Here is a 21,046-nt window from a genome sequence, read left to right on the forward strand (position 1 = left end):
TCAGAGAGTTAGCGCTTCTGATCCTCGGGGACCTCGACCCCTACCGCCGAATCACCGCCCGGCCACCCTCACCCCACCGGATGTCCGAAGAGCCCGTAATCCTCCAGGAGAGCTCCGTGCCATGGTTCGCCGAACTTCTCGCCGATCGCGTCGAGAACCGACAGCCGCGTGAACTGTCCGTTCCCCCCGAGCCCCACGGTTCCCGTCTTCGCGCGCAGCGACTGCATCGCTGCGATGGTCGTGCGGAATTCGAGGTCCTGCATGCGCAGCAGGAAACGGGCGAAGGTGTTCGCGAACCGGCCACTGTTCGGGTAGGGCTTCTTGTCGTCGCGGTTCTTCATCCACACCGCGATCTGCGCCGCACCGACCGCGGGATCGCCGAAGGTGTCCTCGGCCGAGCAGATCTCCAGGGCGTTGGGCTCCATCTCGCCGTCGGCATCGATCACGACGACGACGATCCGTTCATGGTCGGCGTCTTCGGGCAGCCAGCTCAGCAGCTGATGGTAGGCCGCATTGAGGGCGTCGCCTTTGCCGGTGCGGGCTTGCGGACGGCGGCGCTGCACCAGGTGCACGTGCGAGTCCTCTGCGGCCCACCGCGAGACGATCGCCGAGGTGGCGTCTTCGCTGTCGTCGTCGATCACCCAGGTGTGCGCACCGGGGAAGTCCCGACGGGCGCGCGAGATGGTGGTGTCGATGACCGCCTCCTCGTCACGGCACGGGATGAAGAAGTGCCATTCGAAGTCGGCGGGGTCCCCCGGGATCGCCTTCGGGTACCGGAGGTACGGAACGAGGATGAAGACGACGTAGGTGACGAAGGCGACGCCGAGAAGAATCGTGAAGGCGTTGAGTATGGAGAGCATGGAACGGCCTTTCAGGTTCGCGTCAGAGCGCGCCGTTTCGGTGGTAGCGAGGCCCCTCGGTCTCTTCCGGCACGACGCGGCGACGGCGACGCGGCCGCACGCCGACGATGAGCAACAGGGCGGCTAGCCCGAGCGCATAGCCGATGATGCCGACGACGGAACCGACGAAGACATGGCTGATCTCATAGCCGGGGTCGAGACCCCAGGTCTGCGTCGACCATCCGATGATCACGAGCCGGAGGAGGTTGACGACGAAGATGATGGCCCACATCGCCAGGATCCCGAGCACACTGCGACTCCATGGCACTCGCGTGCTGGCGAGGATGACCGCGCCGACGACCGTCAGGGGAACGCCGATCAGCAGCGTGGTGCACTCGACGGTGACGCGAAGGGCGATGAGCTCATGCTCGGGCGTCCGCACGAAGTAGTGCTCGGCGATGGGAAGACGCTGACCCTCGACGAAGGGGGAGAGAGCCCAGGTCGCAGCCGAGGCTTCGAAAGAGCGGAACGCCTCGTTGACCCAGACGAGGGCCAGCACCGCGAGAATCAACAGCAACGCCGCGAGGATTCGAGCGGCGCGGTCCCCCTTCGGCCCGCCGAGCGCGAACCGCACAGGAGGTCGGAGTTCTCTTCGCGGGTCTTCGACGATCGTGCTGCTGGCCATGACTACCTCTCACTGCGGGTGGTGCAAAACGGGGCGAGGAGAGGACCGCCCTGGAAGGACGGCCCTCTCCTGTTCGCCGGGGCGCTCCTTAGCGGGCGCTCCCGTAATAGGTGACACCGGGGAAGGCGAAGCCGTCTCCGTTGCCGTTCCAGACACCGGTGAAGGTGATCACGACGGTCTGGCCGGACGCCAGCGGACCCTTCCAGTCGATGGTGTTGCCACTGACCACGACGGTGCCGCTGTTGGCCGTGACGCTGGACGGGTTCCAGGTGGAATCATCCAGCACGCCGGCCAGGGCGTACTCGATCTCCGCATTCGCCGAGTCGACGTTGCCGTTGTTGCCGAACTCCATCCGGTACGTGACCGCCTGACCCGGCTGCGGGTCGGTCGGGTTCGAGTTGAACGTGTACTGGAAGAACTCGCGCTTGACGGTGTCGGTGTCGGTTGCGCAGACGTTCGCTGCGTTCGACGCGGCGGCGCACGCCTGGTTGGACAATGCACCCGGCGCTGCCGACTGGTTGACCTTGGCGTTCACCTTGAGCGTGACCGACTGCCCTGCGGCGAGGTCGCCGAGGTCGGCGGTCACGTTGCGCCCGGAGGCCGTGACCGTGATGCCGGCAGGACCGCTGCCCGACACGAAGTCGAGACCGGCCGGGAGCGGATCGCTGACCACGACGCTCTTGGCAGCACCGTCACCGGTGTTCCGCACCACGATGTCGTAGGTCAGGTTCTGACCCAGCTTGACGTCACCCTGCTGGTCGTCCTTGGTGATCGTCAGGACGGGCTTGGTCTGCTTGTCGATGGTCGTGTCGTCCCAGTCGCACGCCTGGTTGGACGAGGTCGCGACGGCACAGGCGTTGTTGCGCAGGTTGCCGAGCGGAGTCGACGTCCCGACCGTCGCCTTCACCGTCAGAGTCGACGAGGCTCCGGGAGCGAGCGACGGGATCGTGCCGCGCACCTGCTGTCCGGAGACCGTGACCTGACCCGAGGTACCCGCCGTGTAGGACGCGGTGATACCGGTCAGACCGGCGGGCAGATCGTCGCTGATGGCGACGTTCGTCGCCGCCGCATCGCCGGAGTTCTTGACGACGATGTCGTAGGAGAGCTGGTCGCCGATGACAGCCGCGTCGCGGTGGTCGTTCTTGTCGACGGTCAGCACGGGCTTGGTGGGCTTGTCCACATCGATGTCGATGCTGTGCAGGTCGCTCGGCACCTTGGTCCACGTGGGGATCAGGCCGAGGAAGGCACCCTTCGACCGCATCGTGACCTGGAACACGACCCTGGAGACCGTGCCATTGACCCGCACGGTTCCGCTCTTCGACGCGAAGTTGGTGGACGTGATGGTGTTCGAGGTGACGTCGAGGTCTCCGGACGTCGAGCTCAGTGTCACGCCGGAGGTCGTCAGCGTGTACTTGGCGGAGCTGTTCACGACACCGCCGAGGGCGTAGACGTCGCCACCGAGCTTGTCGAGTTTGATCTTCGGGTTCGTCACCTGCTGACCGAAGTCGACCACGACGTTGCCGCGGACGCACTCGATGCCGTTCTTGCAGGGAAAGTCCTCGTGGAAACCGATCACGTTCAGCCCCAGCTCACCGCCGTCGCGGACGGTGGCGAGGTTGACGACATCACCGGAGCTCTTCACCTGGATCTTGTCGGTGGTGGTGATCTTGGCAGTGGCGCCGGCCGCGGATGCGGTGCGGGTGTCGCCCGAACCGGTCCAGCCGTTGACGTCTGCGGCCGTGGCAGCCGGGGCCGCCGCGAGGGCGCCCACCGCCAAAGCGGCGAGCAACCCCCCGGCCAGCGCACCCCGGAGGATGGATTTCTTCTTCACTGTGGTTTCTTCCTCTTGAGTGAGCCGAGCGCGGTCAGTCGGTGGCCGTGGAACGACGGCGCAGAGCGAGCGCGCCGAGCGCGCCGACCCCGATCACACCGGCGCTGGCGAGTCCGACACCGGCATCGATCACCGGCACCGGAGGGCGCTGCGCGAACTGGTGCGCATAGTTGTAGGTGAAACGGACGTCGTCCGTGAACACTCCGCCGGTGTAGACGACTTTGGCGCTGTTGGTGATCGTCGGTCCCCAGTAGTCGTCGGCGACCGTGAACGACGCCATCGGCTGCACGATCCGCGTGCCACCGTCATGCGCCACGTTGAAGGTCCACACGACGTTGGAACCGACCAGCGCGCCGCCCTCGGTCGCCGAGGCGAACGTGGTGTTCGCCGGTACCGGAAGGATCACCTTGTAGACGCCGTCGATCTGCTCATCATTGACGAGCTGCACGACGGCACCTTCTTTGATCTCCGATCCGGGAGTGACCCCGGTGGCAGCCGTCTGTGTGGCGCGACCGAGGTAGCCGCGGACCAGCTGGGGAGAGCTGACCCTTTCCGTTCCGCTGGTGCTGGTGGTCGTCGTCGACGAATCCGGCGTGACCGGCTGGTCGTCGGCCATGGCCACCTGCCCACCGAGCACTGTGCCTCCCACGATCAGCAGGCCGATGCCGGCGGTGCAGGCAGTCTTGAGGATGCTCTTCATCTCGAGCCCCTTCCTTCCATTTGAGTGACGCGCAGAGTGCATCGCCGCCGATAGGACCGCGGATCGAACGTTCGATTACGCCCGCACGGGAAACGCCTCAACGGCATGGCCGGCGTCGATCCCGCCCGACGGGGGCGGCCCTGCGCAGCACGCGCCGACGGACGGTGAGCAACGCTCCAGCTCCCATGGCTGCCGCACCCACGATGACCCAGGTGAGCACCGAATCCGGACCGGTCATCGCGAGGAGGCCGACGGCGGCGAGAGGCGTGGTGAGATCGCTGCTGTACATCAGGACTCCTCTGCGGCGAGGCGGACGACGGAATTGATGTGCGTGGCGATGCGTGCCGTGGCCTTGCCATCACCGAACGGCGACGGCAAGGCGCTCAGCTTCTCCAGGGTCCCCTCGACATCGGCGAGCACAGCCGCCGCCTCGCTCGCGAGCGTCTGAGGTGTGACGAGCTTCGTGAACGATCCCAGCGCCTCAGGGCGTTCCGTCGAATCGCGCACGACGAGCACCGGTCGCCCGAGCACCGTGGCCTCCTCCTGGATGCCGCCGGAGTCGGATACCAGTACTGCCGCGTGTGCGGCGAGGGCGAGGAAGCGCTCATAGCTGTACGGCTCCTCGGCGATCAGGGCGTCGAGGAGATGCTCCGCGTCCAGTGAGGTGAGCATCGCCCGCGTTCGAGGATGCACGGGGAAGACGACGGGCCACCCGGAAGCGGCGATCTCGTTGAACGCGTGCAGGGTCGAGATGAGGTTGGCCGGGGTGTCCACGTTCTCCTGACGATGCAGGGTCGCGAGCACGTAGCGGTCGGGGTGGACCCCGAGCCTGACGAGCTCGTCGACGTCCGCGGCGACGTCGGAACGTTGCATGCGAACCGCCTCGACCACGGGGTTGCCGGTGACGAGGATGCGCTCGTCCTCGATTCCCTCCTCAAGGAGATTGGCCCGGTTGGTCTCGGTCGCGGCGAAGAGGTCATCGGAGATGTGGTCGACCATCACCCTGTTGTGCTCCTCCGGCATGCGACGATCCCGCGCCCGGAGGCCGGCCTCCACGTGCCCCAGTCGCACTCCCGCCGCGTTCGCGGCGAGCGCGGCGGCGAAGGTCGCGTTCGTGTCGCCCTGGACGACGACGTATTTCGGGTCGAGCTGGGTGATCGCCTGTGCGATCTGCTCGGCTGCTCGGCCGATCTGCGCAGCGCGTGGGAGTCCGCCGACATGCAGCTGGAGATCGACGCGCCTGATACCGCACGCCTGCAGGAAGACACGGGACATGCCGGGGTCGTAGTGCTGGCCGGTGTGGACGATGTAGGCGGCATCGCCGAGGCTTCGCACCAGAGGGGCGAGCTTCACGATCTCAGGACGGGTGCCGAACACGACCATCACCGAGGATTTCGGAAGCTCAGCGGACGAAAGGAAGGAAGAGGATGTCATTTCTGGGTACTCCGATCAGCCCCCGGGGATTTCCCGGGGACGACGTGTGTGAGGGGATCTAGCGGTTGGACCTGCGGCGCACACCGACGACGATGAGGAACGCCCCACCGGCGAGGAGGATGATCGCAGGGACGGCCAGCGCGAAGGTCGCACCGGTCTGGGCAAGAGCGGCCGGAGCCGGAGTGACCGTGGTGACGGCGCACGACCACGAGGGGTCATCCGCACACGCATGCACTGCGGTCAGCGGAGGCAGTGCCGGCAGCTCGGACAGGTCGGCATTCTCAGGAACAGGCATGCCCGCCTGCCTCGCCGCGCTGCGGAGGGATTCGTTCATGACCTCGTCGTAGGCGACCGTGGCACGGTTGACGATCTTCCCGTTCTGGGTTGCCGGAACCTGAGCCCGGAGACTCATCGTCGCCGACTGGCCAGGGAGGATCTCCTCCACCATCCACCCGACGCGGTCCTTGACGGCGACGCCGCCCGTCGAGGCGGAGATGAACCGCGTCCCCTCCGGGAGGTCGTCGACGACCGGGATCTGCGTCGCGGTGCCAGGACCGGTGTTCACGACCGTGATCGTGTAGTCGAGGATCGCGCCGGACTGCGCGGCGGCCTGCGCCACCGTCTTGCTGATCTCCAGAGAAGCGAGCGCGGGGACCGCCGTCACCGCACATGCCTGCGCGACGTCGTCGACGCAGGGCGTGAGGATCGTCGGATCGGGCGTGCCCGCCGGGACTCCCGCCGGGTTCTGCACCGTGGCCCTGTTCACCAGCTGCACCTCCCCCTGTTCCACCGTGCGGTCGACGACCTGGCCGGTTTCGTGAAGGGCTTCGACGTGATCCACGTCGGCGGCGGCAACACCGCCAACATGCTCGACGTCTGGAAGCGCCAGGGCCTCGACGAGATCATGCGCGAGATGTGGGAGGACCCCGACTCGAACGTGGTGTTCACGGGCGGCAGTGCAGGAGGCATCTGCTGGTTCGAGGGCGGGACCACCGACAGCTACGGACCGACCCTGCAGGTGCTGCCGGAGGGACTCGGCTTCCTGCACGGCAGCTTCTGCCCGCACTACGATGCCGAGGACCAGCGGCGTCCCCTCTTCCACACGTCCCTGCTCAGCGGAGAGCTCTCGACGGGGTACGCGGTCGGCAACCTGCAGTCGCTGCACTTCGAGAACTCCGAGTTCGTCACCGCGGTGAGCCCGGTCGACGATGCCCTCGCCCTTCGCGTGGAGGCCATAGGCGGGAAGATCGTCGAGACCGAGCTGCCCACCGAGGTGCTCAGAGGCGCTGCGCCCATCGTGAAGGGACCGTCGTCATGAACGACAACGTGTGGATCCTCGTCGCCGAACTCATCGTCGTCATCCTCGCGATCTTCATGGGGACCCGCACGAGCGGGATCGGTCTGGGCGTCTGGGGGCTCGTCGGCGTCGCCGTGCTCGTCTTCGTCTTCGGCGAAGCGCCGGGCAACGCCCCGGTCGACGCGGTCTTCATCGTCATCACGGTCATCACGGCGGCATCGACCATGCAGGCGGCCGGCGGCATCGACTGGATGGTGTCGGTCGCGGCGAAGGTGATCAGACGCCGACCCCGATCGGTGGTCTTCCTCGCCCCGGCGATGTCATTCCTGTTCACCGTCGGCGCAGGAACGGGCAACATCTTCTACCCGCTGCTGCCCGTCATCTACGACGTCTCGTACCAGCAGAAGATCCGACCGGAGCGTGCGCTCTCGGTGTCGGCCGTGGCCTCGCAGGTCGGCATCCTGTGCTCTCCTGTGTCCGCCGCGACCGCCTCGATGGTGGTGCTGCTCGCCCCGCAGGGCGTCGACCTCGGCGGACTGCTGCTGATCATGTGGCCCGCCTCCATCGTCGGCCTCTTCGTGGCGGCACTCGTGATGATGCGCCATGGCAAAGATCTGGAAGACGACCCCGAGTTCCAGAAGCGCCTCGCCGATCACCAGATCAAGCCGCCGGAGACCGACGCGCACGAGAAGAAGCTGCCTCCCACCGCGGTGCTCTCGGCCTCGCTGTTCCTCGCCGGCGTCGCTGTGATCGTGCTCTTCGGCCTGTTCGAGAACCTGCGTCCGGTCATCGGGACCGATGACGCCGGCGACCCGGTGCGCCTCAGCGTCACGGTCATCATCGAGGTCGTGATGGGCATCATCGCCGCCCTGATCTTCGTCTTCTGCAAGGTCAAGGCCGCAGATGTGCCCAAGCAGCCGACGTTCCCCGCCGGTATCGTCGGAGCCATCGCCCTGTTCGGCATCGCCTGGCTGGCCAACACCTTCGTCGCCGCGAACCAGACCCTCATCGTCGACGGCCTCGGCTCCGTGGTCTCCGGCTCCTCGGCGTTCCTCGGCGCGTTGCTGTTCGCGCTGGCCCTCTTCGCGGTCGCCATGCTCACGACGAGCCAGTCGAGTGCGACGAACGCGATCGTGCCGATCGGCATCACGATCGGCCTCCCCGCCTCCCTCCTGGTGGGCCTGTGGCCGGCGGCGATGGGCATCTACACGCTGCCGGCCAACGGCAGCCAGGTGGCCACCGTCGCGTTCGACCAGACGGGCACGACCAAGATGGGCAAGTTCGTCTTCGACCACTCGTTCCAGCTGCCGAACCTCATCTACGTGGCTGTGGCGATCATCGTCGGCGTGCCGCTCTCGTTCCTGTTCACCTGAGCCGAGCGGCCGGCCACGACATGACCGACGGCCTCGACCGGGCGACGCTCCGGCAGTTCCTGCTGGGGCTGGCGCAGGGCATGAACGCCTCCGCCGAGTCGGTCGACCGCATCCGTGACGTCATCGCAGAGGTGGCGAGGGCCTATGGGGGCGACGACGCCGACTTCGTGGTGCTGCCGACGATCATCCTCATCGAGAGCGGCGAGTCCGATGAGTCCCGCGTCGCGATCCGCTCGGCGACGAACGCCTCGTTCCGTTTCGATCAGATCGCCGCCCTGTACGAGCTGATCGCCCAGGCGAAGACCGGCTCGGTCACCCCGCTCGACGGCATCAGACGCCTGAACGAGATCGGCGCGATGCGCCCGCGGCTCGGCTGGATCACCCGCACGTTCGGGCATGCGGTGCTGACGACAGGGCTCTCTCTCCTGCTCGCCCCCACGTGGCAGGGCGTGATCGTCGCGTTCGTGCTCGGAGCGCTGATCGGATTGCTGAAGCTGGTCCGCTCTCCGACGCTGCAGCTGATCATGCCGGTGGTCGCGGCGTTCGTGTGCGCCACCGCGGTCTTCCTCCTGGCCGAGGTGATCGAGATCGGCGATCCGATCCGCCTGCTCATCGCCCCGCTCGTCACCTTCCTGCCCGGCGGCGTGCTGACGAGCGCCACCGTGGAGCTCGCAGCAGGGCAGATGATCTCCGGCGCCTCCCGTCTGGTCTACGGCTTCGTGCAGCTGGCGCTGCTGGCGTTCGGCATCCTCGCCGCCGGCACCGTCGTGGGGGTCGACTCGTCCTCGTACGAAGCCCTCGACGGGGGCTCGCCGCTCCCGTGGTGGGTGGCGCTCATCGGGATCCTCGTGTTCGCGCTCGGGAACTATCTGCATTTCTCCGCGCCACCGTCGACCTTCGGGTGGGTGCTTCTCGCACTCGTCGTCGCCTACACGGGCCAATGGGCCGGCACCGAGTTCGTGGGCGCGACGGTCGGCGGGTTCGTCGGTGCCGTCGCGATGACCCCCGTCGTGCTGTGGATCGCGACCCTCCGCCACGGAGCACCGTCGCAGCTCACCTTCCTCCCGGCCTTCTGGCTGCTGGTCCCCGGGGCCGCCGGGCTCGTCGGGCTCACGGAGGCGGTCGCGACCGACGGCGGACTCTCCGACTTCACCACGGCGCTGGTCTCGGTCATGTCGATCGCGCTCGGCGTGCTCATCGGCACCGCGCTGTACCGCGTCGTGCACCACGGCGCCGAGGAGATCGTGCAGTTCGCCGTCGCCCTTCCCCCCGCCTCGGACGAGAGCGCCCCCGCTCCGAACCTGTGGTCGCGGATCACGGCGCCCTGGCGCCGGAACGGTCACCGCTGACGGTCACGGACACGCTCCGCTCTCCCGGTATCGCTCGTCTCTGCGTTCGTCGCTGTCCCGGCGGGCGTCGCTTGTCGGTGCGGGATTTCGGCATATCGTAGAGGGAGGGGACCTGGGGAGGTACGGGGTGTCGGCATTTGTCGCGCAGGGGGACGGACGTATACCGCGAGTATCGGCGCACGCCATCAGGCGTCCGCGATTGAGCGCCGAGTTCGAGACCGAGACGCCCCTCACACTCATCCGCTCGGCGTCCGGCTCCGGCAAGACCACGGCCCTGGTGGACTGGGCGGCCACCACATCCGCCCACGTCGTGTGGCTGACCGTGACGCCGGCGATCACGAGGAGTGAGGCACTCGCCGGAGCGCTGCTGCGCGTCCTGCCCGGAGCCGACCGGCGGGACGACGGCGACGAGGGCTGGGCCGCCGTGGCCGCGCGTCTGCACGAGGCGGAGGGCCACCTGGTCGTGGTGCTCGACGATGCTGCCGCCGTCGAGCGCGATGGCGCGTTCGCGCTGTGTCGCGCCGTCGGTGCCGCTGCCCGCACCCGTCTGATCGTCGCAACGAATCGGCCGAGCCCCTTCGACAGCGAGGGCCTCGACCTCTTGATCGACACGACGCTCGTCGCTCCCGAAGACCTCATGTTCGATGATGAGGAGATCCGTCGCGCGCTCGACGTCGACGAGGACACGGCGGCTGCGACACGAGAGGCGACAGGAGGATTCCCCGCGCTAATCCGCGCCCTGGCGCTGCGGGGGACCGGCATGGATGCCGCGTCCCTGCGAGCCGCGACCACGGTGATCGAGGACTACCTGCAGGACAGGCTCACCGAGTGCGGCTTCGACCCTCGGGCGCTTCGAGGCATGCTCCGGATCAGCGTCACCGATTCCGTCGACGTTCCGCTCGCCACGGCGCTCACCGGCGATCCGGACATCGTGAAGGCGCTGGACCAGGCGGAGATGTTCGGCTTCGGTCGCTGGGCTGCCGGCGGCCGCAGCTCGTTCGAGCTCACGCCCCTGACGCGCGGGATGCTGCGCCGCGAGCTCCGCGCAGCCCTCGCGGACGAGGTCCCCGGGCTGAGGCGCATCGCCGCAGAGGGTGCCGTGCGCCGTGACCTGCCCCTCGAAGGACTGCGGCTCGCCGTGGAGGGCGACGACCTGCGTCTGGCGACCCACGTCACGATGTCGGGGTGGAACCGACTGCTGCACCGAGATCGGAACGGTGTCGTCGAACTGCTCGGCGACGTACCGGTGGCACGGCTGAAGCAGGAGCCGCTGGTGGCCATGCTGCTCGGGATGTGCCTGAAGCCCAGCCGCCTGCGGCGCCAGCGCGGACACCAGCTGCTGCGCATCGCGGTGGCGGCCGCGAACGCCCGCCGGACCACGCTCTCGGCCACGGAGCGGATCTTCATCTGGGCGGCCGAGAGTGCGTCGCTGCGCGCCATCGGACGACCGGAGCGCGCCGCACAGGTGGCAGCCCGATCTCTGGCCCTGTTCAACGAGACCCCGGAATCGCAGTGGCAGCAGTACGCCCGCGACATGCCGCTGCTGTGCACGCACCTCGGCATCTCCCTCTACTACGGCGGGCAGCAGGAGGAGGCCATCCACCTCTGGGAGCAGGCCACCGCCCTCGCCGCCGCGCACGGGGGCAGCAACGCCTTCCACGGCATCTGCCTCCTCGCCGGCGTGCACGCCTTGAACGGAGACCTCCCCGAGGCCAGGCACTACGTCTCCCTGATCAGAGACGGCGGCTGGGACGCGGCGCTGCTCGACAGCTACCGCGGCACGTTCTACCGTGTGGCCGAGGCCATGCTGGCGGTGGAGGACGGCGATCTCGCTGCCGCGAAGCAGCACATCAGGTACTTCGAGCCGTACCGCGCGACCAGCGAGCACTGGACGACGATGGCCTCCGTCGAGGCATGGATCGCTCTGCACGAGGGCGACGCCGCCGCGGGATTGGAACGCCTGGAATCGTTCGCGCGCCTGCGGGGCAAGGAGGCCGGTGCACCGCACGTGCGCCAGGCGCTGTCGCGCCCCCGGATCCTCCTCCATCTCGCCCTCGGTGACGTGAACGCGGCCAAGGCCGTGGTGCAGCGGGATGCGATCCCCGACCGCTTCGCGACCGTCCTGAAGCGGGCACGCCTGGCCCTCATCGACGGCAAGGCGGCCGACGTGGTCCGGCTTCTGGGACAGACCCGCCTGCGCCCCACGAACGCCAGGGAACGCGCAGAGGCCTCGGCGGTGCAGAGCGCCGCCCTGCACCGGGTGTCGCCGGCGGCCGCGCAACCGTCGAGCGAGGCGCTGAACGCCCAACTCGCCGATCGGGGCCTCACCACTCCCCTCGTGCTGCTGAGCGCGGAGGACTTCGGCACGGTGCGAGCCGACCTCGACCCGACCGGCCGTGGGACGTTCCCGCTGCGATCCGCGCTGCCGTCATTCGCGGCCCGACCCCGCCTGTCGTCACGCGAGCAGGTCGTGCTGCGCGCCCTCACCTCCGGCGCATCTCTTCCTGCGATCGCCCTGGAGCTGCGCGTCTCGCAGAACACCCTCAAGACACAGCTCCGCAGCATCTACCGCAAGCTCGGCGCGCACAACCGCACCGAAGCGGTGGAGCAGGCGGCGCGTCACGGTCTCCTGCCGGAGTAAGCGCAGACCCTTCCGGGGAAGACACGGAAGGCCCCGCCCGTCGAGTTCGACGGGCGGGGCCTTCTTTCATGACCGTCAGGCCTGGGAGCGGCGTCGACGCAGGATCAGCAGCACGGCACCGCCGAGCAGCAGAGCGATCGCAAGACCCAGCACCCAGGGCGCGAGGATTCCACCGGTGAGCGCGAGCGGCGTCAGCACCGGGTTCTCGGTCGTGCTGGGCGGCGGCGTGATCGTCCCACCGCCGGGAGGGGTGGCCGTGCCCACAGCCGCGTTGCGGAGAGTCGCACCCGCCGCGTTCGCATGCACGGTCACGGAGTAGGTGATCGTCACGCTCTCACCCTCGGCGAGGCTGCCCGTCCAGCGCAGCTGCGTACCGTCGACCACGGGTGCTGCCACCGTCCGCTCGCCGACGACCGCGGTCGCACCGGGCTTCAGATCGGCGTGCGACAGCACTCCGGAGAGGTCGTCTGTGATGACGACGGCGTCCAGCCCCGTCTCGCCCGTGTTGGTGCCGACGAGCGTGTACGTGACGGTGCTTCCCGTGGCGACCGCCGTGCCCGATCCCGGGTTCGCGGTCTTGAGGAACGCGAAGCCGGGGGTGCCGACAGGGTTCTCGGTCGTCACGGGCGGAGGCGTGAGCTCGCCGCCGCCAGGCGGTGTGGCGGTACCTGCGACCTTGTTCGCGATCGTCGCACCGCCCGCGTCGCCGTTCACGGTCACCGAGTAGGTGATCGTGACGCGCTGCCCGATGGCGAGGGCACCCGTCCAGGTGAGCTCGTCGCCGTTCACGACAGGAGCGGGTGCGGATCCGTCGACCACGGTCGCCGTCGCGTCGCCGTTGTAGGCGGCGTGGTCGAGCACGCCGGACAGGTCGTCGCTGATGCGCACGGGATCCAGCGCCGTCTCACCGGTGTTCACGCCGGTCACCGTGTAGGTGATGACGCTGCCGGGGTCGACCCTGGTGCCCGAGGCGGGATCGGCCGACTTGCGCAGCTCGAAGCCGGGCTCGTTGACCGGGTGCTCCGTCGTCGCCGGGGGCGTCTCGATCGGCGGCACGCCGCCCGGCGGGGTCGCCGAGCCTGATGCCGAGTTCTCGATGATGGTGCCGCCGGCGTCCGCCTTCACGGTCACCGTGTAGGTGAGCGTGACGGTCTCGCCGATCTGGAGCGCGCCCGTCCAGGACAGACGCTCACCGGTGACGGCGGGTGCCGTCGCCTCCGTGTTCCCGATCTTGGCCGTCGCATCGCCGTTGTAGTCGGCGTGCGCGAGCACACCGGAGAGGTCGTCCGTGATGGCGACGGGGTCGAGCACGGTCTCGCCGGTGTTCACGCCCGTCACGGTGTACGTGATGACGCTGCCGGGGTCGACCGCCGTGCCCGCTGCCGGGTCGGCGCTCTTCGACACCGAGAATCCGGGCACGTTCACGGCGTTCGTCGTGGTGCCGGGCGGCGGGGTGATCTCCTCGCCTCCCGGCGGGGTCGCCGTCGCCGTCGCACTGTTCTCGATCACGGAGCCGACGCCTTCGGCCTTCACTGTCACGGAATAGGTGACGGTGACGGTCTGACCGACCGCGAGGGCGCCCGACCAGCTGAGCTTCGCGGCGTCGAACGCCACTGCTCCTGCCGGTGCTCCGGCGACGACCGCGGCGGCATCCTCGTTGTAGGACGCGTAGGGCAGCACCTTGGACAGGTCGTCCGCGATCGCGACCGGGTCGAGCACCGTCTGACCGGTGTTCACGCCGGTCAGCGTGTAGGTGATCACGTCGCCGGGGTCCACTGCCGTTCCCGCGACGGGGTCGGCCGTCTTGGCGAACGTGAATCCGGGCTGGTTGACCGGGTGCTCGGTGGTCGCCGGCGGGGGCGTGATCGGCGTGCCAGGGGTGGTCGGGCTCTCCGGGTCGCTCGGATCCGTGGGGATCAGCGGTGTCGCCGTGCCGGTCACGGTGTTGGCGATCGTCTCGCCACCCGCATTCGCGTCGACAGTCACCGAGTAGGTGATGACCACGTTCTGTCCGGGGCGCAGCGTGCCGCTCCAGGACAGCGCCCCGTCGGCCACGCGGGCGTCGCCACGGCTGGCCGAGACGTCGTCGTTGTAGGCCGCGTGAGCCAGCGCGGGGCGCAGGTCATCGGCGATCGAGACGGGATCGAGCACGGTGTCGCCCGTGTTCGTGCCCGTGACGGTGTAGGTGATCACGCTGCCAGGGTCGACACGCGTGCCCGTCGCCGGGTCGGCCGACTTCGACACCGTGAAACCGGAGGTGGCGACCGGGTGCTCCGTGGTGGAGGGCGGGGGCGTCACCGGGGTGCCCGGCGTGGTCGGGCTCTCGGGGTCGGTCGGGTCGGTCGGGATGAGAGGGGTGCCCTCACCCGTGACGGTGTTGCGCAGCAGCACGCCGGTCGCATCGGCATCGACCGTCACCGTGTAGGTGATGTCGACGCGAGTGCCGGGTGCGAGCGCTCCGTTCCAGGTGAGCGTCGTGCCGACGACGGCGACCGCGCCGGTGGAGGCCGTCACATCGCCGTTGTACTGTGCGTGTGCCAGGACGGCGGACAGGTCGTCGACGATCGTCGCGGGGTCGAGTGCGGTGTTGCCCGTGTTGACGCCGGAGATCGTGTAGGTGATGGTGTCACCCGCGCGCACGGCGGTGCCGGAGGCGGGATCGGCGGACTTCGTCACCTCGAAGCCGGTGTCCACCACCGGGTGGTTCGTCTCCACGGCGGGAGGGACGATCGGCGTGCCAGGAGTCGTGGGACTGTCGGGGTCGCTCGGGTCGACCGGGATGCGCGGCGTGGCCGTGCCGGTGGCGGTGTTGTGAAGCAGCGCCTTCTGGACATCGGCGTCGACCGTGACGGTGTAGCGGATGACGACGGACTCGCCGCGCGGAACGGCGCCGGTCCAGGTGAGCGTGGTGCCGGACACGGCGACGGAGCCGCGGTCGGCGGTGACGTCGTCGTTGTAGGCGGCGCTGTCGAGCACACCGGACAGGTCGTCGACGATCTTCGCCGGGTCGAGGTCGGTGTCACCCGTGTTGGTACCGGTGATGGTGTACGTGATGGTGTCGCCCGCGGACACGGCCGTGCCCGACGCGGGGTCGGCGGACTTGCTGATCGTGAAGCCGGAGCCGACGACCGGGTGCTCGGTGGTCGTCGTCGGCGGGACGATCGGCTCTCCCGGCACCTGCGGGCCCTCGGGGTCACCGGGCTTCGGGGTGGTCGGCGTCGCCGTGCCGCTGACGGTGTTCTTCAGGATCTTGCCGGAGGTCTCCGGTCCGACGGTCACGGAGTACGTGATGGTCACGGCCTGTCCCGGCTGCAGCGCGCCGGTCCAGGAGAGGGCGTTCCCGTTGATCGTCGCCGCCCCAGAGGTCACGGGGGCACCGCCGACGGTGGTCGCGATGTCGGAGTTGTAGGCGGCGTGAGCCAGCACACCCGACAGGTCGTCGGCGATCGATGCCGGGTTCAGGACGGTGGCGCCGGTGTTGGTTCCGGTGACCGTGTAGGTGATGACCTGACCGGGCTCCACGACGGTGCCCGATGCCGGGTCGGCCGTCTTGACCACCGTGTACCCCGCCACGGGGTGCTCGGTCGTGACGGTCGGCGGAGTGGGCGGGGGAAGGGTGCCCGGCGGGGTGCCGGAGGCGGTGACGCTGTTGGCGATCCGCTCTCCCTCTGCGCCCTCGTCGACGATCACCGAATAGGTGATGGTGACCACTTGGCCGGGCTCGAGCACGCCGGTCCAGGCGAGGTCGTCGCCGGTGACGGTCGCGGCGCCGGAGGTGACGGTCGTTCCGTCGATCTTCGTGGCGATGTCGCCCTGGTAGGTCGCAGACGTGAACACACCGGAGAGGTCGTCGGCCACCTGCACGGGGTCGAGACGCGTGTTGCCGGTGTTCTCCGCCTCGACCGTGTAGGTGATGCGCTGGCCGGCGTGCACGGCCGCCCCCGGGGCGGGGTCGGAGGTCTTGCGCAGTGCCAGATCCGGAGCGAGGCGCACGTTGGTGAACGTGCACGTGACGTCGGTGCCGAGCGATCCGGCGGGCTGAGTCACCTGACCGTCGGCCGTCACGGCGACCGGCACCGTCGAACCGTCGGGATTGACCTGCACGCAGTCGAGGGATTCGGCGTATCTCGTGCGATCCGTCGTGCCGGATGCCGCCTCGCTCAGTCGGAACACGTCGCCCTGGTTGGTGAACACGGGGCCCGCGTAGTCGGGCTGCAGTCCGGTGCGCTCACCGCGCGTGACGGCGTCGGTCTGGGGGACCTGGTACCCGGCGGGCGACTGCACGCGCAGGGCGAACTGATCCGTGGCGAGGTGACGCCCCTCCGGGAGATCCTTCTTCAGCGTGAGCGTGTTCGGGAACGTGCAGCTCGCCATGTCGGTGGGCTGGAACGTTCCGAGCGACGTCGTGTTGACCGTCTCGCCACGGGGCAGGTCGACCTCGATGATGCGGTTTCCGCCGCCCGAGACCGAGACGAAGATGTGGCCGAGGTTTCCGAACGCGATGCCGTTGCCCTGGACGCCGGCGCCCATGTCGTGCACCTGCTTGGCGTCGATCGTGGCGGTGCTCGGGGTGAGCGAGGTGGGCAGGTCGGAGGAGTAGATGAAGTTGTCCGCCACGAGCACGAGCTGACCCGAGGCGCTGAACGCCATGTCCCCGTTCGCACCGAAGGCACTGCTGCCCGCGGTCGGGCGGAGCGTTCCGACCTGGACGAAGGTCTGCGGGGTGACGTTCTCTTCCCACGCGTAGAGGTTGATGGCGCCGTTCACCGTGCCGCTGGCGAAGTAGTAGACACCCGTGACCGGGTGGACGGCGCCGCGGAGCACGGACGAGTTCAGCGAGAACGTGGTGCGGGTCGTGGTGTCGGTCACGCGATCGTGCTTGGCGAGGGTCTTGGTGCCGGCGGCGTTGGTGACGGTGTACGCGTAGCGGCCGTTCGAGGAGATGCCGAGGGCGTTGTTGGAGTGGTCGACGCCGAGCGTGCTGGCACCGAGCGTTCCACCGTTGCCGGGCGTGCCCTGCTCGTTCACGACGAACTCGCGCACCTCGGTGGCGCTCTGCACGTACACCGCTCCCGGCGTGCAGAGGAACGGGTCGGCCGCGGCCGCGGGAGCGGCGGTCAGCGTTCCACCGATGAAGACCATCGACGAGGCGACGAGCGCCGTGCTGACGGCGCCCCCGATCAGCTTCTTCGCGCGGCCCCGCCAGCGGCTGAACCGCTCGGACGGAAGGCCATCGGATGTGTGGTCCTTGCGGGCAACACGGAATCCCATGACTGTCTCCCCATTCATCGCTTCGCCGCTGCGCGTTCGCGCACGGAAGCCCCCGCCCCCTCAGGCGACCGCCGAGCACCATTCGGGCATGGTGGACTCGGTCCGGGCCACCGCCAGCCTGGCGTGGGCGCGAGGTCCGTTCCGGGCGGGCGCAGGTTTTTCACCCCGCCTTTTCACCCCTCCCTCCCGTGCCACCTCCCCCACGCGCGAGGGGGACCGCCGCGCGCGGGGGAGACGCCGAGCAGGCGCACCGTGGAGACCGGTGCGCCTGCTCGGGTGCGGGGCGCTACTGTCGCGACCCGATCTCGTCGATCGGACGCGTGCGCATCGACGAGACGGTGCCGATCCACATCGCCACGAGCGCCAGCGCGCCCATGACACCGACGATCGCCAGCGAACCGAGCACCGGGAGGGCGGGTACCGGCTGGCCCGAGATCCCCATGCTCACCCCGATGAGCGGAGGGATCGCGACCACGACACCGAACACCATCGCGATCACCGCCACCAGCATCGCCTCGACGCGCATCATGGCGCGCACCTGCCTGCGGGACGCGCCGATCAGCTGCAGCAGAGCCAGTTCGCGCGAACGCTCCCCCGTCGCCATCACGAGCGTGTTCACCACCGCGATCGCGATGTAGCCGAGGATCACCAGCAGGGCGATGAGGTTGACCCACCCCTGCTGGGATTGCGCTCCCGCTCCCGCAGCCTCCTGCCCCGAGCCTTCGCTCACGAGCAGACCGCTCGCGCCCAACGCTGCACGGACCTCATCCGTTGCGCCCGCGTCGACCGCCACGAGCGCGAAGGCATCGAGACCTGCCGTGGTGTGGGCACTGACCGCATCGGCGGCCATGGTGAGGTCGCCGAAGCCGAGACCCCGCTCGTACACCGCGACGACCGCGGCCTCGAAGGGCGAGCCGTCGCCCAGGTACCCGACGACCGTTCCGCCGATGTTCAGCCCCAGCGCCTGCGCGGCGTCCGTGCTCACCGCGACCGTGGTGGTGCCGTCGAGCTGCGCGAGCGCCCCCTCCCGCACCCGCAGATCGAGGCTGTTCGCGATGTTCGTCGGATCGATGCCCTGCAGCACGTGCTCGTCTCGTTGGAGCTTGCCTTCGAAATCGAAGGAGTCCACCACCGCCGCGCTGAGGGCGACCCCCGAGACCTCGGCCACCCCTGGTGTCTCACGGATGGTGTCGATCATGTCGGGCGAGAGACCCGCCGGGGCCGTCACGCGCAGGTCGGCGATGACGCCGGCACTGGCCTGCGTCGCCGCCTCGGCCGCGATGATCGACGGCGCCCCGATCTGCACGAGTCCCAGACCGATGCCGAGGGCGATCGGCAGGATCGCGGAGGCGAGGCGCCTGCTGTTGGCCGCGGCGTTCGCCGAAGCGAGGAAGCCTGCGGATGAGAGCCGATGCAGCACCGCTCCGATCAGGCGGACGCTCAGCGACACCAGCCACGGGCCGAGCACCGCCAATGCGATGATCAGCAGCATGGCTGCGCCGGCCGCCGCACCGGCCGCGATCTGCCCGCGCACCACCAGCGGCACGGTCGAGACCGAGATGCCCGCAGCGGCGAGCACGATGCCCGTGATGATGCGAGGCAGTCCGATGACGGGGGCACCCGTCGCCGACTCGCGCAGAGCCTCCACCGGATCGAGTTTCGCGACCCGAGCCGCCGCGATACGCGCGGCACCCCAGGCGGAGGCGAGCACGAGCAGCACCGCTCCGACCGCGGGAAGCGGACTGAATGCCAGGGCGAAGTCGCCCGGGATCACACCCCCGGCGACGAAGGCCGACTGCAGCACGGTCGACAGCAGGTATCCCGGCACGATGCCGAGCAGAACGGCGACCGCCGACACCCACAGCACCTCACGGGCGACGAGCGCGTGCACCTGGGAAGGGCTCGCACCGACCGCGCGCAGCAGGGCATAGTCACGACGGCGCGACTGCACCGACAGCGACAGCGTGCCTGCCACGATGAACATCGCCACGAGGATGCAGGTGCCGACGAACGCGCTGCCGATGGCCACGAGCGTGGACCGCGCCGCACCCGAGTCGAGGAACTCCACGTCGCCGCGGGCGTCACCCGTGCGGGCGACCAGGCGGGGGTCGGCCTCGTGGATCGCGCTCGCCGTCTGCTCGGGATCCGCCCCGGAAACGAACACGCCGAGCGCCTGCGGGGCACCCCCGTGCGGGTCGAGCTGGTCGATGCGGCGCTCGCTCAGGAAGACATGTGCGCCGCGTTCGGGTGCGACCGGAGCGGCGACCTCGCCGACGACGCGGTACTCCGACGGCACGCCGCCGTGGGCAAGGACGACCGTGTCGCCCACGGCACGACCGCTGCCGACGGTGACGACGACCTCATCCGCCGCCGCGGGTTCCTGCCCCTCATGCAGCTCGAAGCCGGTCAGCGCGGTGGCGGGCCAGGGGTGCGCCTCGACCACGACGGCACCGGCCGCATCCGCTTCCTGCAGGACGAGAGGAACCGTGACGTCGGCGACGACGCGGTCGACTCCCGGAAGGGCGGCGATGTCGCGCACCGCGTCGACCGGCAGCGGCGCGCGCTCCCGGAGGGGAACCGGCAGGTCCTCCGGCACATCCACCTGCTGTGGCGCACCGACCACGATGTCGACCGCGGAGTAGCGCTCGGGCGCCAGCCCTCCGCGCATGCCGGATTCGACGAGCACGCCGAGGCCCGTCACCAGTGCGCTCGCGACGAACACCGCGACCGCCACGCCGACGAAGCTTCCGCGGTGATGGCGAAGGTCGGCGCCGACAAGTCGCCCCAGACCCAGCGACCCCGACATCACCACTCGCCCAATGCGCTCATGCGGGCGTTGATCTGCGCAGGGTCGGCACCGTCGAGGTATCCCGCGAAGGCTCCGTCGGCGAGGAAGATGGTGCGATCCGCGTGCGCGGCCACCACGGGGTCGTGGGTCACGACCACGACGGTCTGATTCAGCTCTCGTGCCGTGTGCGCGAGCAGATCGAGCACCTGCTTGCCCGAACGGGAGTCGAGGGCGCCGGTCGGCTCGTCGCCGAACACCACATGGGGCCGGGTGATGAGCGCGCGGGCGATCGCCACCCGCTGCTGCTGACCGCCGGAGAGCTCGGACGGGCGGCGGCGGCGGAACTCGGTGAGCCCCACGGCGTGGAGCAGGAAGTCGAGCCACTGCGTTTCGAGACGACGGGCGCCGAGCCGCAGCGGCAGCGTGATGTTGTCCTCGACGTTCAGAGCCGGCAGCAGGTTGTACGCCTGGAAGACGAATCCCACGTGATCACGACGGAACGCCGTGAGCTGGCGCGCCTTCAGCCCCGAGATCTCGGTCCCGCCGAGGTGCACGGTGCCGCTGCTCGGCCGGTCGAGTCCCGCAGCGCTGTGCAGCAGGGTGCTCTTGCCCGAGCCGGACGGGCCCATGATCGCGGTGAACGTGCCCTTCGCGATGGCGAGATCCACGCCGCGCAGGGCGGTGACGCGGCTGGCGCCGGAACCGTAGGTCTTGACGACGGACTGCAACCGGAGTGCTTCGGAGGGCCGCGTGTTCACGGCCGAGGCGAGTGGTGTGGAGGTCATGATTCGACGCTAGGGACGGGCCGGGCGGCATCCCATCCCGCCCGCTGCCGCTT

Annotated in this window: 14 protein-coding genes; 4 read left to right on the plus strand and 10 right to left on the minus strand. The window is 69.2% G+C overall.

All coding sequences use genetic code 11. The features are described from left to right. Positions 1–68: 68 nt before the first annotated feature. The 7 genes from HDC31_RS18305 to HDC31_RS18335 all read right to left on the minus strand — a co-directional run bounded on the left by HDC31_RS18305 (position 69) and on the right by HDC31_RS18335 (position 6,330). Positions 69–860, minus strand: a complete 792-nt coding sequence (locus HDC31_RS18305) for a glycosyltransferase (protein ID WP_179516397.1) — start codon at positions 858–860, stop codon at positions 69–71. A 22-nt stretch (positions 861–882) separates the two neighbouring features. After that, a complete protein-coding gene (locus HDC31_RS18310; RefSeq protein ID WP_061016047.1) occupies positions 883–1,524 on the minus strand; it encodes an exosortase/archaeosortase family protein in 642 nt (213 codons plus the stop codon). A gap of 88 nt (positions 1,525–1,612) precedes the next feature. After that, entirely contained in the window at positions 1,613–3,355 is a 1,743-nt protein-coding gene (locus tag HDC31_RS18315; RefSeq protein ID WP_179516398.1) for a DUF11 domain-containing protein, read from the minus strand. Positions 3,356–3,389: 34 nt separating this feature from the next. Further along, positions 3,390–4,055: a hypothetical protein gene (locus HDC31_RS18320; RefSeq protein WP_061016043.1), complete on the minus strand. Its 666-nt coding sequence runs from the start codon at positions 4,053–4,055 to the stop codon at positions 3,390–3,392. A 97-nt stretch (positions 4,056–4,152) separates the two neighbouring features. Continuing rightward, the gene (locus tag HDC31_RS18325; protein ID WP_061016041.1) at positions 4,153–4,344 is read right to left on the minus strand and encodes an LPXTG cell wall anchor domain-containing protein; all 192 of its coding nucleotides are present in this window, start codon (positions 4,342–4,344) and stop codon (positions 4,153–4,155) included. Beyond that, positions 4,344–5,489, minus strand: coding sequence for a non-hydrolyzing UDP-N-acetylglucosamine 2-epimerase (wecB, locus tag HDC31_RS18330; protein WP_113680069.1), 1,146 nt, complete (start codon positions 5,487–5,489; stop codon positions 4,344–4,346). Before wecB ends, HDC31_RS18325 begins: the two co-directional genes overlap by 1 nt. A gap of 58 nt (positions 5,490–5,547) precedes the next feature. Beyond that, a complete protein-coding gene (locus tag HDC31_RS18335; RefSeq protein ID WP_147251137.1) occupies positions 5,548–6,330 on the minus strand; it encodes a DUF11 domain-containing protein in 783 nt (260 codons plus the stop codon). Here HDC31_RS18335 and HDC31_RS18340 point away from each other — a divergent pair. The 4 genes from HDC31_RS18340 to HDC31_RS18355 all read left to right on the plus strand — a co-directional run bounded on the left by HDC31_RS18340 (position 6,307) and on the right by HDC31_RS18355 (position 12,149). Continuing rightward, a complete protein-coding gene (locus tag HDC31_RS18340; protein ID WP_258546181.1) occupies positions 6,307–6,807 on the plus strand; it encodes a Type 1 glutamine amidotransferase-like domain-containing protein in 501 nt (166 codons plus the stop codon). The two genes, HDC31_RS18335 and HDC31_RS18340, sit on opposite strands and share 24 nt — an antisense overlap. After that, the gene (locus HDC31_RS18345) at positions 6,804–8,159 is read left to right on the plus strand and encodes an anaerobic C4-dicarboxylate transporter family protein (protein ID WP_058633065.1); all 1,356 of its coding nucleotides are present in this window, start codon (positions 6,804–6,806) and stop codon (positions 8,157–8,159) included. The genes HDC31_RS18340 and HDC31_RS18345 overlap by 4 nt, the downstream gene beginning before the upstream one ends. A gap of 20 nt (positions 8,160–8,179) precedes the next feature. Continuing rightward, a complete protein-coding gene (locus tag HDC31_RS18350) occupies positions 8,180–9,508 on the plus strand; it encodes a threonine/serine exporter ThrE family protein (protein WP_113680067.1) in 1,329 nt (442 codons plus the stop codon). A gap of 199 nt (positions 9,509–9,707) precedes the next feature. Beyond that, the gene (locus HDC31_RS18355; protein WP_257022334.1) at positions 9,708–12,149 is read left to right on the plus strand and encodes a LuxR C-terminal-related transcriptional regulator; all 2,442 of its coding nucleotides are present in this window, start codon (positions 9,708–9,710) and stop codon (positions 12,147–12,149) included. 75 nt (positions 12,150–12,224) lie between these two features. Here HDC31_RS18355 and HDC31_RS18360 read toward each other — a convergent pair whose 3' ends face one another. The 3 genes from HDC31_RS18360 to HDC31_RS18370 form a co-directional block, all read right to left on the minus strand. Continuing rightward, positions 12,225–17,420: an isopeptide-forming domain-containing fimbrial protein gene (locus HDC31_RS18360; protein ID WP_179516400.1), complete on the minus strand. Its 5,196-nt coding sequence runs from the start codon at positions 17,418–17,420 to the stop codon at positions 12,225–12,227. A 286-nt stretch (positions 17,421–17,706) separates the two neighbouring features. Further along, positions 17,707–20,226, minus strand: a complete 2,520-nt coding sequence (locus HDC31_RS18365; protein WP_179516401.1) for an ABC transporter permease — start codon at positions 20,224–20,226, stop codon at positions 17,707–17,709. Further along, positions 20,226–20,993, minus strand: a complete 768-nt coding sequence (locus HDC31_RS18370) for an ABC transporter ATP-binding protein (protein WP_113680811.1) — start codon at positions 20,991–20,993, stop codon at positions 20,226–20,228. Before HDC31_RS18370 ends, HDC31_RS18365 begins: the two co-directional genes overlap by 1 nt. Positions 20,994–21,046: the final 53 nt, after the last annotated feature.

Origin of the sequence: Microbacterium sp. JAI119, from assembly GCF_013410135.1 — a bacterium.
In the GTDB taxonomy this organism is placed as follows: Bacteria; Actinomycetota; Actinomycetes; order Actinomycetales; family Microbacteriaceae; genus Microbacterium; species Microbacterium oxydans.

What these genes read in the sequence shown, in the direction of transcription:
- HDC31_RS18305 (WP_179516397.1), bottom strand. Translation starts at nt 860, where the DNA reads ATGCTCTCCATACTCAACGCCTTCACGATTCTTCTCGGCGTCGCCTTC.
- HDC31_RS18310 (WP_061016047.1), bottom strand. Translation starts at nt 1,524, where the DNA reads ATGGCCAGCAGCACGATCGTCGAAGACCCGCGAAGAGAACTCCGACCT.
- HDC31_RS18320 (WP_061016043.1), bottom strand. Translation starts at nt 4,055, where the DNA reads ATGAAGAGCATCCTCAAGACTGCCTGCACCGCCGGCATCGGCCTGCTG.
- HDC31_RS18325 (WP_061016041.1), bottom strand. Translation starts at nt 4,344, where the DNA reads ATGTACAGCAGCGATCTCACCACGCCTCTCGCCGCCGTCGGCCTCCTC.
- wecB (WP_113680069.1), bottom strand. Translation starts at nt 5,489, where the DNA reads ATGACATCCTCTTCCTTCCTTTCGTCCGCTGAGCTTCCGAAATCCTCG.
- HDC31_RS18345 (WP_058633065.1), top strand. Translation starts at nt 6,804, where the DNA reads ATGAACGACAACGTGTGGATCCTCGTCGCCGAACTCATCGTCGTCATC.
- HDC31_RS18350 (WP_113680067.1), top strand. Translation starts at nt 8,180, where the DNA reads ATGACCGACGGCCTCGACCGGGCGACGCTCCGGCAGTTCCTGCTGGGG.
- HDC31_RS18360 (WP_179516400.1), bottom strand. Translation starts at nt 17,420, where the DNA reads ATGGGATTCCGTGTTGCCCGCAAGGACCACACATCCGATGGCCTTCCG.
- HDC31_RS18365 (WP_179516401.1), bottom strand. Translation starts at nt 20,226, where the DNA reads ATGTCGGGGTCGCTGGGTCTGGGGCGACTTGTCGGCGCCGACCTTCGC.
- HDC31_RS18370 (WP_113680811.1), bottom strand. Translation starts at nt 20,993, where the DNA reads ATGACCTCCACACCACTCGCCTCGGCCGTGAACACGCGGCCCTCCGAA.